Raw genomic sequence first — 14,092 nt, forward strand, 5'->3', positions numbered from 1 at the left:
TCCATCCCATTGTCCCATTCAGTATACCCGATCCCGTTTTGCAAAAACAATCGCATCCGCAAAAAAACGACAGCGGCGCATGGCCCTGGGTAAAGGACACGCCGCTATCGTCGGTTGCGTTTATGAACTTAAGCAAAATATTCGCTCCACCGGGAATCGACCAACTTCACGATATCTTCCCGCGGGAAAAGCTCATCCGGGTATCCCGGCTTCATCCGGGCGTCGATTACAAGCGGCAGCTCGTAGCCGATATGATGGCGATTGACCTGCGTGCGCGCGTAGATGTCGGCTGCCGGGTTAAAGCGAGTGAACACCGTCCACAGAAACGCCGTCTGATCGCCGGCGATAGACGTCTCATCTGCGACGATGACAAGCGGCCACTGGGCCAGACGATCCCCCGCCTCTTCCACTAACCGGCTAGCCAGGCCGGGATCGTCCGTATAGGAGGCGCCGGAGACGACGAGACAACCGCGGCAGTAGACGGCAGCAGCCGAAATGCCCGGCAGCTCCCCGCCCATATAAACGGCCGGCAGCTCCCGCTTCGGCTCACCGACGCCGACCAGCACCGCTTTACTGCCGTGGTTAAGCCGGTCGCCGGTATAATCGAGCGTATCGTGCGACGTATTGCCGAATACGTACAAGTCCTGCAGCGGATCGAACCTCTCCAGCACCGTCTCCAGCAGCGTCGGGAAACGTTCCAGATCCAATTGCCGATCCGTCACCAGCAAAAATTTCGTCAGCGACAGCTGGCCCTCGCCGAGAATCCGGAACGCCGAGACGATCGCTTCGCGGCTGTAGCTTTCGCGGACAATCGCCGCGGCAAGCGCATGAAAGCCGGTTTCAGCGTACGTCCACAGATCTTTGACACCCGGCATCGCCATCGGGAAGGCAGGCGACAGAAGCTTTTGCAGAAACTCACCGAGATAATAATCCTCTTGTCTCGGCTTGCCGACAATTGTAGCCGGGTAGATGGCGTCCTTGCGGTGCCACATATGGCTCACGTTGAACACAGGAAAATCGTGAGTCAGCGAATAATAGCCGTAATGGTCTCCGAACGGCCCCTCGGGACGGCGCACATGAGGCGCTACCGACCCGCAAATCGCAAATTCTGCCTCGGCGACGAGACGGTGCCCTCCTTGCGGATTAGCCACAAGCGGAAGCTTCTGCCCCATTATGAGCGAGGTCAGCAGCAGCTCCGGCAGATGCTCGGGCACCGGCGCGATGGCCGATGCGATCAAGGCCGGCGGCCCGCCGAGAAAGACCGTCACCGGCAGCGCTTGTCCGCGCTTCTCCGCTTCGTGGTAATGGAAGCCGCCGCCCTTATGAATTTGCCAGTGCATCCCTGTCGTCCGGTCGTCGTACACCTGCATCCGGTACATGCCCAGGTTATGATGGCCGTTTTCCGGATGCTCGGTATATACAAGCGGCAGCGTGACGAACGGCCCTCCGTCTTCCTGCCAGCTCGTTAATACGGGAAGCCCGGCAAGCGGCGCCTCGGTCTTGCACTGCTGCAGCACCGGAGCGGCGTCGGAGGACACGTTTTTCGTCCCGACTTTGAGCAGGTCCAGAAGAAGCTGCCGCTGGTCCCAGACTGCCTTCGGCGTCGGCGGAAGCAGCGTATCCTTCGCCGCGATAATATCCTTCATCAGTTGCTCGGGACGCGGCCCGAACGCAAGGTCAACCCTCCGACTTGTGCCGAACAGATTCGTTACGACCGGAAAGGAAGCGCCTTTTACATTGGTAAACAGTAGCGCAGGCCCTTGCTCATCGATGACCCTGCGGTGAATTTCGGCAAGCTCCAGATTCGGATCGACCGGCGCGGAGATGACTTTTAATTGATTTTCCTTACGAAGCGCTTCCAGAAAGCTGCGTAAATTTTCGAATCTCATTGGCCGAGCGTCTCCCTTCTTTCATCCCATGAAATGAATTATATCATTGCCAAATGCCCCCGGACAGGACTTATAGTAAAAAAGAGAGGCTTACGGCAGCCGAGGAGCCGCGTAAGCCTGTACCTTCCCTTCTGCTGCGTGCAGAGACGTTATCCCCAAATAGCATAAGATGCCGAACAAGCAGGAGATCAGCAGCGCATGCAGCATGCTGGCGAGCAGGTAGATGTCGTATCCCATGGCCAGCGTAACAAAGCCGCCGCTTAAGATTTGCAGGATAATAAGCACCAGCGACAAGCGGGTCGCCCGATAGATCGCGCTGTCCGTATGCGCCTGCATCCGTATGACGAGGAACAGAACCAGAATAGCGATCCCCAATACCGCAGCCGCCACGCGGTGCATGAATACGATGCCGGTCGCCCCGCTCAGCTCCGGAATGACTTGTCCGTTGCACAGCGGCCACCCGATACAGCCCCCGGTCGATTGGCTATGCCGGACATAGGCTCCCAAATAAACGACGACATAAGAGTAGATCAAAATGCCCCAGATCGCGATGCGCACGCCTTTGGTCAACCTCGTTCCGTCGCCGCGGTGCATCGCCTCTCCGAATTTCGTATATACCAGGTACAGAAGCATCGTAAAGGCAAACGACAGCAGCGAGAAGCCGAAGTGCAGCGCAAGCACCGGCCCGGATTGCGGCCATACGACGGCCATGGCGCCGAGGATCGCTTGCAGCACCGTAAACACCATCGCTCCGCCTACGTACCATATGGCATCCTTACGCTTGCTGTACAGCAGCACCAGAATCGTCGTAGCGAGCAAAATCATCCCTACAACCCCGACGACAAAACGGTGGCTGTACTCAATCAACGACTCAATCGTATAAGCCGGAACGAACTTTCCGTTACACAGCGGCCAATCGTCGCCGCAGCCTCGGCCCGATTCCGTTTTCGTCACCAACGCGCCCATCAGCAAGATCAAAAACATGCCGGCCATGCTCGCAAAAGATAAGCGTTTAAGCCAACGTTGTATGTTCATGCGTAACATTCACCCGCTTCTTCTAAAAAATACGTCTATACTCATTTGTCGACAACAATAGACAAAAGCGAACGTCCATCCCTTATTATAGCGATAAAAAGTACCTAAATCCATGCGGAAATGTTACAAAGCCTTGAAACCGGGCGAAACCTCCGCATCGCCCTCTTCGACGAACAAAAGCCCGTCCGGAACGGTTTCCGGCGGGCTGTTGAGCTTTGGTCCTGTATAGCTGTTACTTTTGCAGGGCGTTCGATACTTCCAGCGCGCGGTCCAGGAATTGCTCGATCTCGTCGCGGGTTTTGCGCAGCTTGCTGACGAAACGGACAAGCTCCTGCCCGTCGCGGAACGCGATAAAGCTCGGGATGCCCAAAATGTTCAATTCCGAGCAAAGGTCCGGCAAATCGTCGCGGTCGATATGAATGAAGTTCAGGCGATCTTGGTACGCTTCCTCCACTTGAGGCATGAACGGATCGATGAAATGGCAGTCCTTGCACCAAGTCGCTTTGAAAACGGCAACGGTCGGCTTGGAGCCGGCGATTACTTCTCTAAATCGTTGTTCGGTTGTCACTTGTTCCACGGAAAGCACCGCCTTCTGTCATCGTTTTGCGCTATTTTCTTTCGCTTACCCCACTTATAGCACTCGGAGCGGCTATTGTCAATGTTGCGCAGAAGGGCCCAACTTCATTGCTCAACTGAAATTTCCACTTTATCCTACTTTACAATTATTACTAAAAGTGATATCATAAAAATATCAAAACAATATGATTCCCTTTAAACAAAGGAGTGTTTGCGATGAAGGAAAGAAAAGCATGGGTGATGAACGGATTTGTCGGGCTGCTGCTGGTGCTTGCACTGGTCGGAGGAGGACTTTCCCTTCTGATTACAGAAACTTCGCCCGTTCTGGGCATCGTTTTAATCATTCTTTCGGTGCTCCCCTTGTCCTCATTAACGGTCATTCAACCGAATCAGGCGATGGTCGTGACGTTCTTCGGCAGCTACGCCGGAACAATGCGCGAGAGCGGCATGTGGGTAACAGTTCCGTTCTCCGGACGTAAAAAGGTATCGCTGCGTGTCCGCAACTTCAACAGCGCCAAGCTAAAGGTGAACGACATCGACGGTAATCCGATCGAAATCGCCGCCGTCGTCGTCTTCCGCGTCGTCGATTCGGCTAGAGCCAGCTTCGATGTCGACAACTACGAGCAATTCGTTGAGATCCAAAGCGAAACCGCGCTGCGGCACGTAGCCAACAAATATCCGTACGATTCCTACGAGAACGGCTACTCCTTGCGCGGCAACTCCGAAGAGGTGGCCAAAGAGCTGAGCCGCGAGCTGCAGGACCGGCTGTCGGTGGCGGGCGTCGAAGTGCTTGAAGCGCGTTTGACGCATCTCGCTTATTCCACGGAAATCGCGAGCGCCATGCTGCAGCGTCAGCAGGCAACGGCCATCCTCGCCGCCCGCGCCAAAATTGTCGAAGGCGCCGTCGGCATGGTGCAGTTGGCAATCTCCCAATTGCAGGAGGAAGGCGTCGTCGAGCTCGACGAAGAACGCAAAGCCGCCATGATCAACAATCTGCTTGTCGCCATCGTGTCGGACCGTTCCGCCAATCCGGTCATCAATACGGGAAGCTTGTACTGACGGTCCGTCATGGCCGGCAAAAAAAATTTCCCGCTGCGGCTTGATCCGAAGCTGTACGAAGTGCTGGAAAAATGGGCGGCCGACGAATTCCGCAGCGTCAACAGCCATATCGAATACCTGCTGCGCGAGACGGCCGCCCGAGCCGGTCGGCTGCCCTCCCCCCGGTCGCTCGGACCAGGAGCGGAGACGAAGGCCCCGCCTTCCGATTCAACAACACAGGATTAAGCCTGATCCTCATTTACGAAAAAAAGAAACAGCCCCCCATCTTTCCGAGGCGGAGTCGGATGGGAGGCTGTTTTCTGCTTCCAAGGCCGGAATAGTCCAGCCGTTCAAGCACATATTAAGGATAAAGCCAAATTAATCGCGGGTAATTTTAACGGTTTGCGTTTCTTGCTCCCAGCCTACTTTCGCTCCGAGACCTTCGGAAACGACGCGAACAGGAACATACGTAACGCCTTCTACGAGAACGGCTTGCTTCTCCAGCTTCACGGCTTTGCCGTTGACGGTAGCTTCGTCACTGCCGATCGTTAATACAAGCGCCGCACCGTTCAGCGGATCGGTCACTTTGACTTGCTTGGTGGCCTCATCCCACTTCACATCGGCATCCAGTTCCTCGACGACGAAACGCGCCGGAACCATGATTGTGCCGTTGTCGTTATACGGAAGCGTGCCGTACGAATACTCTTTGCTTTCGCCGACGATCATGCTGATATTTTTCTTCGTTATGCCAAGATCGTCTTTAAGCAGCTTATACAGCTGGGAATTCGGATCGAGCGATGCGACGAATTTGCTTGCCGTCATGCGGCCGTCCGCACCGTTCATTTCGATGACGCCGCCGGCGGTGTCAATCGTGGCCGTTTGTACCGGTTTATTGACATTCCACACTTCGTAGGCCGACGTGATTTTGACGCTTTTCAAGCCGTCTCCCTTGCCTTGCGGAAGGGTGAAGCCAATTTCCGTGTTCGATTTGCGGGTTACGTAATCTTTGTCTACATACAGGTCCATCTTAAGCGATTGATTGTCGCTCAGCCAAGCTTTGGCTTCCGGACCCATCGCGTCGACCGACGCGTCGAAATCCTTGAGCATTTGCTCCAAATGGGTTTTAACGAACGTATGGATGAATTCTACAGCCAGCGCTTTATTGTTCAAATAAGGCGTAAGCGGGTCGTTCATCGAATTGAGATCACTCTTGCCGGCTTCCTTGGTGACTTCCTTCAGGATCGGCACATACAGATCATACAGCACGCCGATAAAATCCTTCAGGCCTTGATCGTCGGCTAGTACGTTTGTCAAGAAGCCTTTCACCAAGCCAAGCAGCTCGTTGCCGTAGACTTCGGCATGCACCTTTTGCAGGGTCAGCGATTCGCCGTTTACGGTTTCGTTCACTTCCGCAGCCGTAATTTTGCCCGGGTTCGGGAAGTTGCGGGTGAAGAACGACGTGAGCGAAGGCATTGCCTCAACCGCTTTCTTGCTGAGCTGTTGGAGCTGCTCCTGCACTTCCTTCGAAAGCTCGGCGGTGCCGCTCATCGCCGTCGCGCTGTTGCGGATGACAATCGGCTTTTTCGCGCCTTCGACTTTGAGGGTGTAATTCATGTCAGACATGACCAGCTCGAACGGCACGCGGCCCTTCTGATACTCGAATGCACCCTTCAAAGACGCATGCAGTTGATCTTGCATTTTCATTTCGGTAATGTCAATCTTCACCTTGCTGAACAGATCGAAAGCCCGTTTGCCCTCCGGGGACATCGTGACCGCCGGGTCCGGCGTCAGCTCCAGCGTTACCGTTTGCTTGCCTTCCGAAGATTTGACGGCCAAGCTTCCGGCCATCGCCTTGCCTACGTCGACATTGCCGACCGGTTGGCAGCCGGCGAGCAGGATCAGGATACCGACCAACACGAGGCTAAGCATGGCGTTCCAACGTTTTGTTCTCATCGGGAACCTCCTAAAAAATATGTACTATAATGCATGCAACCTACCGTCTTATACGAAATAAATGGCAGAACGTTGCGCACTTGCATATGGAATTATACGACAGCAGTTTGGAAAATCCTTTTTTTAAGGCGGGAGGTCTCGGATCATGAACCGGGGAAAATACCGTTGGAACGGCATCGATCTGCTTCATAAGCTCGCGGATTTGCCACAGGAAGCGGTAGAGTGGGTCAAAGGAAAAGCGCAGACGGTAGCGCATGAAAAAAAGCTTCTGGCCGCAGCGCACCGCATTCCAATCGATCCGCTTTCGGTCGAAGCGCTGCGCAAGCGGCTGCAATGGAAGCTTGCGCTGCAGGAGGAGAATGCGGATTCGGCGAAAGACGTTTCGGAGACCGAGTCTCATGCCAATGAAGAGGAGCAGGAGCTGCTGGAGCGCATCGTACGCGAGCGGGACGCGCACATCCGCAACAACGTGACGCGTACCGCGGCTTATTTGCATATGCACCGGGAGCATCCGGAGCTGCATTGGGCGTTTCTCGCTCATATGGTGTCGCGCAACGGGGGCTGGAGCATGACGGATCTGCGTGGAGATCTGCTGCCGTTTCTGCTGAATGAAGAGCAGTGCGAGAACGTATACGTTTTTTTGGAAAGGGCCAACGCGCTTATCTTCCGGGACGCTTACCCGCAGCTTCTGCTGTACCGGGCAAGCTTGCAGATGAAGCGCCCGCTGTTTCATCTGCTTCCCCGGCTCGGCGTCTCGCGCTTTATGCGCCCGGTCTGGGACCGCTTCTGGGTCGAGCGGGAATCCGGGCTATTGACCGTCGCCTTAATCGTGAACGAGCAGCATTATATTGAGGACCGCGTCGTCCGTCATCCTTCGTTTCAAAGCACCGTGCTGGATACGTTGTTTTTTCAGACGCAGACGATGCTTCAGCTGAATCAGGTCGTGTTTCCTTATATCCATGGCGATCGTATACGGCTGGCAGGCTTAACTCTGGAAAACTTCAGCAGCGTGCGCGAGCGCATAGAGGTCGGCAAAAAGCTGTATGCCATTCTATTCGGGATACGTGCGGTAGCCGAAGGCGCTCAGGCGTTCGCCTGCGGACGCCGTCATAGCGGCTCCCGCGCGGATTACTGGCCGCACCTGTTCGCCCCCGTGCGCAAGGAGCCGCCCCGGCCCCGCGGCCAGCTGCTGGAGCGGCTCGACGGCTGCAAGCTGCGGCCCGGCGCGGCCCCGCTGTACAGTCCGACGCTGCTGGATGCATGGAAGGACAGGGACGCTGAACCTCCCGTTCCGGGGGATTGGTTCCGCGACCTGTCCGTCCTCGATTATTTTACGGAAATCAGCGCACCGTTCTCCTTTGAAATGACGCAGGACTGCGGCGTCGGACTGAAAAAAATTGAGCTCGCCGTGCTCGCCGGCGATCTGATCCTGTAACGGGCCAGCTCCGTCGGGCGTGCTTACTGCTCCCGAAAGCTGTAACGCTGCGCCGCGCTCTCGTAGAGCCAGCCTTTGGCGACCTGCAGCGCCGTTTCGCGGTCGATCCAGCCCCGCTCCGTCTGCTCGAAGAGGAACTCGGCCATCAGCCGTTTGACGAGCGCGATTTTGCCGTAGCTCCATTCGATACAGCGCGCGTCGGAGACGATCAGCGAGCTCTTGAGCGCAGGCAGCGCCTCCAGCCGGTACTGCATCGCATCGCGGTACGTGCTGGCGCGGAAGTTGAACCACCACTGCCCGCCCGTATGCACATTGGGGAAATTCCACGCCGCTTGGACGATGTCCAGGTTGTTCAGCTCCGAGGCAGCCACCAACTCGAACGGAACGGCATACCGCTCGAACAAGCCGGACAGCTTGGCAATCTTAAGCGGATCGTTGACCGGGATTGCGGTACCGCACCAGGACCGTTCCACGCCCACGAAGATTTGCACCAGCAGCCCGTGGCGCTCGGCCGCTTCGCACACCGCATGCAGAAGCATCATCAGGATCTGGTCCTCCGTCGCGCCGGCTTTTAGCGAATACGAGCGGTTGGCGCTGGCCTCGAAAGCGGGCAGCGTCGTCATCACGCCCGGGCACCCCTGCTCCCGGTACGATGCGAACAGCTCGTCTATGCTTCCCCTCGCCTCTTCGTACGCTTCCTCCGGCTGCGCCGACGCCGCGATGGCCCGGGTCCACTGCGGCAGCTTGCCGTCAATCCGCGGGAGCAAAATCGCGTCGCGCCTCATGCCGACAAACTTCGCATGGTCCGGGTGATTGACTACGAAGGCGCGAACGTTCAGCTTATCCGCCACCTGCTGCGCCCAGCCTGCCTTTTGAGCCGATGCCCGCACCGCCTCATCGGCTTCGTAGACGGAGCGCTCGTCGCGAAGCTCAATCCCGTACAGCTGCTTGAAGATATGCGTGGCGGTCCAATTCATCAGCGTGTTCCGCGTGGCGCGGTACGCCTTCAGGAACGCTTCGATACGCTCCTTCTCCGGCAGCTCCGCCGCGTTGGCGGGATACCCGCCCGCCTGCATTTCCCGGTTCAACCAGAAATAATGGGCGATATCCCAAAAGCTCTGCGCGCACAGCTTGTCTCCGATCAAATGGGTATGCGTATCCAGCGTCTCGATGCCTTCGACTTCCGCAATCCACGTTTCCCGCCCGGTCATGACGGATCTCCCCCTTCCCTTGATCTTTTCATCATACTACTTGTTCGGACAGGGGAGAATGGATTCGTTTTGGAGGAGGCTGTATTTTTTTAGGCTCACCGCCCCAACGACCGGCTATACCCCTTCACTTGCCGTTCTCTCCCCGCCTCGCACCCTCTTGTCCCAAGGCTTGACGGAAAGCAGAACGGACGAAGCCACGATGAACAGACCGCCCATGATTTGAAAAAACTTCAACGGCTCCGCAAGCCACAGCATCGAAACGACGATCGTCACGAGCGGCTCCATGACGGACAACGTGTTCGTTTCGGCGGGCTCCAGGTAATGAAGGCTCTCCAAATAAAACAAAAAGGCCAGACACGTACCGAACAAGACGATAAACAGCACGAGAATCCAGGAGATGGCATCCATGCCCTGCACGGCCGAGTAAAAGCCCCCCGAGACAGGCAGCGCGTTGAACACAATCCCGCCGATCAGCATTCCCCAGCCCAGCACGAGCGTGCCGCCCCAGCGGCGGATGAGCGGAACCGGAAACAACGTATAGAAGGCGAACGCAACCGCGGTGGCAAGCCCCCAGCCGACGGCTTCGGGCGATAAGGAAATGCCTGCCAAAGACCCGTTTGTGACCATGAAAAACAACCCGATAATGCAAAGCGATACCAGCACCGTCTCGATCCAGGTCGGCGGCTTCCGCTTCTTGAACGCCAACACGATCATGACAACCGCCGGGCTCAAAAATTGAAACAAGGTAGCCGTCACGGCATTGCCTGTCTCGACGGTGCTGATGAACGCGTACTGCAGCACCATGATCCCGCAGACCGAAAAGATGATTAAAGACAGGGCCATACGAAAATCGGTCCAGACCTTCCATATATTCTGCCTTCTGCCCATAGCGATCAATAGCAAGATGACGCCCGATAACATGAACCGGAATTGCAAAAGCGCCGTGGACGACATTTTCTGATGGGAGAACAGCCATTCCATCATGGGGGACGACAATCCCCAGCAACCGGCACCGATAATAATGAGCGCCAGCCCAAGATTTCTTCCTCGAAACGACTTTTTCAACATGCTGCTTATGTCCTTTCCTGTCTATGTTTTTTCGATTATAATCATTATTTGAACGGATCATAAGCTTCAGTTTTATACAAAATGATGAGGTCAGTTTGAGGAAGGGGCATCACTGATGGATATGTTCACGGTTCATTTGGACCCGGGACGCAAGCAGCCTTTATACGATCAGCTCTACATGCACATCAAGCGGGAAATCGAGTCGGGGCATCTTTCCTACGGGACAAGGCTGCCGTCCAAGCGGAAGCTGGCCGGGTATTTACGCATCAGCCAAAATACGCTCGAAACCGCCTATCAGCAGCTGGTGGCGGAAGGCTACGTCGAAGCAGTGCCGAAGCGTGGATTTTTCGTCAGCAAGACGGACGAGGTGCTGTGCATCGGCACGGAAACGCCATCACCCATCATGCGAATGCCGGCAGCGGATACGGACGCCATTGCTCCCCGGTACGATTTTTCGCCGACCAGTATCGATTTGGACGTGTTCCCTTTTGCCATATGGAAGAAGCTGGCTAAAGAAACGATTCAGTCCGAGCACAAGTCGCTGCTGCAGCTCGGGCATCCGCAAGGAGACGAGAGGCTGCGCAGCACGATTTCCCAATACTTGTACTACTCCCGCGGAGTGTCCTGCACCCCGGAGCAAATTATCGTCGGCGCCGGGACGGAGAGCCTGTTTCAGCTGCTGCTGCAAATTTTGGGCCGGGACAATTCATTCGCCGTCGAGAATCCGGGGTATTACCGGATGTACCGCATTCTCCGAAGCTACGGCATTGACGTTCAGCTGCTGCCGCTGGATGAAGAGGGCATCGACGTTGCGAAGCTTGCGGAAGGACGCTCGAACATCGTGTATACGACGCCATCCCATCAGTTCCCGATGGGCATGGTCATGCCGGTCAACCGCCGGATGCGGCTGCTCCAGTGGGTCAACGAGCAGGATGGCCGGTACATCATCGAGGACGATTACGACAGCGAATTCCGCTACAGCGGGAAGCCGATCCCTTCACTGCACGGGATGGATTCGAGCGGCAAAGTGATCTACATCGGCACGCTGTCGAAGCCGCTTTCCCCTTCGCTGCGCATCAGCTATATGGTGCTGCCCGGCCGTCTTCTGGAGGTGTACCGCACGCATTATATTTCATACGCCTCGACCGTTTCGCGCATCGATCAGCACGTGCTGTACCGGTTTATCCAGGAAGGGCATTTCGAGAAGCACTTGAACAAGATGCGCCGCATTTATAAAAGAAAACGAGACCGGCTTGTGGCGGCGGTGCGCAGATTTCCCCAGCCGGTCGACATTATCGGGGAAAACGCCGGCCTGCACCTGCTCCTGAAGGTGCGCAACGGCTTGAGCGAGGAAGCGCTGGTATCGCGCGCGAAGGAAGCGGGCGTCAAAGTGTACGGCATCTCGGGCTATTGCTTCGAGTCCGTCCCCGAAGGCCCGGACCCGGTCATTCTGCTCGGCTTCGCCGGGCTGTCCGAGGAAGACATTGATGCTGCGGCGCGGATCTTGGAGCAAGTCTGGTTCTCCGTGTAGCTGCCATACGAATAAAGCATAAAAGATTCCATGTCTTTCTTAAATTGTTCAATACCCATCACAGCTTGAATCGGATATGATCATTACGGAATCGGAATTACCCTTTTTTCAATAACGGAGGGATGACCGCGAATGAAAAGATATCGTTTGAGCGAGCTGCAGGACGCCCGCGAAGGGCACATTCTAAGTCAAGTGCTGCCGGGCGCCCACGTATCCTCGGGCGGCCTGGCGTTCAGCAAGCCAGGCGAGCGCAGCCATACGAACGACGGGCCGGGCGGCCGGGACTATCACGTCCATACGGACTGTGAGGCATTCCTGATCGTGCAGGGCCACGGGACGATGGAGATCGACCAGACGTTCCACCCGGTAACCGTGGGCGATATTATCGTCGTAGAGCCGGGAGAAGACCATCACTTGCACTCCAGCATCGAAGACCCGATCGTGACTCTCTGGTGTCACGCCGGCCCGGTACGGCACAAAAATCAGCAGCCATGAACGGCGAACCGTTCAGTTTCGGAGCGGCGCGGCGCACGCGCTATTGATAGCGCTCTCAATAGCCACCGCTATCGGACGACGAACAGCCCCGAACCTTCGCAGCAGCATCGTCTGCTTGAAGGCTCGGGGCTGTTTTCATAATCGTCTATCAGCACTAACGCTCCGCTTAGCGCTTGTCTTGCTGCGTCGTGCGACCAAGACGGGCGAGCAGCGGCTTCACCAGCTTCCGGAGCGGTCCTGGCAGATGCTGCAAATCGTGCAGCGTCATGACCCGCGTCAGGAAGAGCAGGACGGGGTAAGCCGCGCCGGCGATCGCACAGATGATCAAGGATTGTACCATATCGTCCCAGCGTTCGCTGCCGAACGGATGGACGTAGGCAACACAAAGCTGCTCCAGTCCATAGCCGATCAGGCAGATCAACGCCGTCGTTACCGCGAGCGACAACCAGCGGCGCAGGCCGAACACCCGGAACGGCACGGCGGACCGCAGCACCGCAAGGTTGAGCCAAGTCATCACGACGAAGCAGAGAGCGGTGGCGGCGATGATGCCGTAGATGCCCCAGTATGGAGCCAGCGCATAGCTGCCCGCCAGCTTGACCGCGATGCCGAAGATCACGCTCAGCACAAGCGCTCTCATGCGGCCCATCCCCATCAGCACCGCGCCCGAGGTCTGCATAACGATCTGGAACATCGCACTGACGGTGAGCAGGGTGATGATCGGAGCGGCATACGTATCGACAACCGGCGAGCCGGTCGTGTTCGCAAAAATAAACCCGTTGATCGGACGCGCCCCCAGACTGATCAGCAGCACCATCGGCAGGCCGGTAAGAATCGATAATTGCAGCACCTTGGCCGTCTGATCGGATACCTGCTTCATGTCTCTTTGCGAATAGGCGGACGAAATAATCGGTACGACCGATTGGCTGAGCGCTACGGCGAGAATAATCGGAATGCCTGCCAGCGATTGCGCCCGACCGGTTAAAATTCCGAGCATTTCACGAGCCGCGTGCTCTCCAAACTGATCCTTGAGCAGCAGAGTGACGATCGACGAATCGATCGTATAAATCAACGTGACGGTCATCGAGAAAATGACAATCGGCACGGACAGCTTGAACAACTGCGCATAAATCGCTTTGAACGCCAGCGGCTGGCTGGATGCCACACCGCCCGAGCTCGCTACCGCTGCGTCGGTGTCCTCTGCGGACCGTTCGCGGCGGTCGCTTTGCTTCAGCCGCATCGCATAGTACAGCATCACGGCCGCCGCCGCAATGCTGCCTACCACACCACCGAACGAAGCGCCGGCGACGGCATAGTCCAAGCTGTGGCTGAGCAGCAGATAGGCAAGCGCCACCGAAGTGACGACCCGGAACACCTGTTCGATGATTTGCGATATGCCGTTCGGCATCATCATCCGGCGCCCTTGGAAGTAGCCGCGCATGATGGCGATCAGCGGAAACAGCAGCAACGCCGGCGCGATGGCCTGGATCGGTAGCGCCGCCTGCGGATTGAGAATGCTGTCGGCAAAATACGGCGCTGCGACGTACAGCAGCACGGTCATCAGCACACCTGCGCAGACGGCGAACCACAGCGCCGCCTTGTAGATCCGGTCCGCCTCCGCATGTCGGCCGAGCGCGGTTTTCTCGGAGATCATTTTGCTGAGCGCGCTCGGAATGCCTGCGGTGGCGACGACGAGCAGCACGGAGTACAGGTTGAAGGCGATCCCGTAGGCTGCCATGCCGATATCGCCGAGCAAATAAACGAGCGGGATGCGCTGCACCACGCCTAGCGCCCGGGCAACCAATGCCGCCAAGGTTAGAATCAGCGTTCCTTTGACTAATGAATCTTTGGACAAAAACGTTCC

12 protein-coding genes are annotated in these 14,092 nt (G+C 56.7%); 5 read left to right on the top strand and 7 right to left on the bottom strand.

Going from position 1 to position 14,092, the window contains the following annotated elements:
• Positions 1-128: 128 nt before the first annotated feature.
• From PEL01S_RS02270 to PEL01S_RS02280, 3 genes are all read right to left on the bottom strand, one after another.
• Positions 129-1,889, bottom strand: a complete 1,761-nt coding sequence (locus PEL01S_RS02270) for a UbiD family decarboxylase (RefSeq protein ID WP_108531142.1) — start codon at positions 1,887-1,889, stop codon at positions 129-131.
• Between the two features lie 90 nt (positions 1,890-1,979).
• Positions 1,980-2,933, bottom strand: coding sequence for a COX15/CtaA family protein (locus PEL01S_RS02275; RefSeq protein WP_127459097.1), 954 nt, complete (start codon positions 2,931-2,933; stop codon positions 1,980-1,982).
• 223 nt (positions 2,934-3,156) lie between these two features.
• Positions 3,157-3,501, bottom strand: a complete 345-nt coding sequence (locus PEL01S_RS02280) for a thioredoxin family protein (protein WP_036679489.1) — start codon at positions 3,499-3,501, stop codon at positions 3,157-3,159.
• A gap of 215 nt (positions 3,502-3,716) precedes the next feature.
• Between PEL01S_RS02280 and PEL01S_RS02285 the strand changes: the two genes are divergently transcribed.
• The gene (locus PEL01S_RS02285) at positions 3,717-4,559 is read left to right on the top strand and encodes an SPFH domain-containing protein (protein ID WP_010493726.1); all 843 of its coding nucleotides are present in this window, start codon (positions 3,717-3,719) and stop codon (positions 4,557-4,559) included.
• Positions 4,560-4,568: 9 nt separating this feature from the next.
• Positions 4,569-4,784, top strand: a complete 216-nt coding sequence (locus PEL01S_RS02290) for a type II toxin-antitoxin system antitoxin (protein WP_010493727.1) — start codon at positions 4,569-4,571, stop codon at positions 4,782-4,784.
• A gap of 132 nt (positions 4,785-4,916) precedes the next feature.
• Here the strand turns inward: PEL01S_RS02290 and PEL01S_RS02295 are convergent, their stop codons facing one another.
• A complete protein-coding gene (locus tag PEL01S_RS02295) occupies positions 4,917-6,491 on the bottom strand; it encodes a copper amine oxidase N-terminal domain-containing protein (protein WP_127459098.1) in 1,575 nt (524 codons plus the stop codon).
• A gap of 145 nt (positions 6,492-6,636) precedes the next feature.
• Here PEL01S_RS02295 and PEL01S_RS02300 point away from each other — a divergent pair, with 145 nt between their 5' ends.
• Entirely contained in the window at positions 6,637-7,926 is a 1,290-nt protein-coding gene (locus tag PEL01S_RS02300) for a DUF2515 domain-containing protein (RefSeq protein ID WP_127459099.1), read from the top strand.
• A 23-nt stretch (positions 7,927-7,949) separates the two neighbouring features.
• On the opposite strand, the gene PEL01S_RS02305 is transcribed toward PEL01S_RS02300, so the two are convergent.
• Entirely contained in the window at positions 7,950-9,137 is a 1,188-nt protein-coding gene (locus PEL01S_RS02305; RefSeq protein WP_127459100.1) for a glucuronate isomerase, read from the bottom strand.
• 114 nt (positions 9,138-9,251) lie between these two features.
• Positions 9,252-10,205, bottom strand: coding sequence for a DMT family transporter (locus PEL01S_RS02310; RefSeq protein WP_127459101.1), 954 nt, complete (start codon positions 10,203-10,205; stop codon positions 9,252-9,254).
• 115 nt (positions 10,206-10,320) lie between these two features.
• On the opposite strand from PEL01S_RS02310, the gene pdxR reads away from it, so the two are divergent.
• A complete protein-coding gene (pdxR, locus tag PEL01S_RS02315) occupies positions 10,321-11,736 on the top strand; it encodes a MocR-like pyridoxine biosynthesis transcription factor PdxR (RefSeq protein WP_127459102.1) in 1,416 nt (471 codons plus the stop codon).
• A gap of 132 nt (positions 11,737-11,868) precedes the next feature.
• The gene (locus PEL01S_RS02320; protein ID WP_127459103.1) at positions 11,869-12,231 is read left to right on the top strand and encodes a cupin domain-containing protein; all 363 of its coding nucleotides are present in this window, start codon (positions 11,869-11,871) and stop codon (positions 12,229-12,231) included.
• A gap of 166 nt (positions 12,232-12,397) precedes the next feature.
• Here PEL01S_RS02320 and PEL01S_RS02325 read toward each other — a convergent pair whose 3' ends face one another.
• Complete coding sequence (locus PEL01S_RS02325; protein ID WP_127459104.1) at positions 12,398-14,083, bottom strand: putative polysaccharide biosynthesis protein; 1,686 nt, start codon at positions 14,081-14,083, stop codon at positions 12,398-12,400.
• Positions 14,084-14,092 lie beyond the last annotated feature (9 nt).

The organism is Paenibacillus elgii NBRC 100335 (assembly GCF_004000865.1).
Classification (GTDB): Bacteria; Bacillota; Bacilli; order Paenibacillales; family NBRC-103111; genus Paenibacillus_G; species Paenibacillus_G elgii.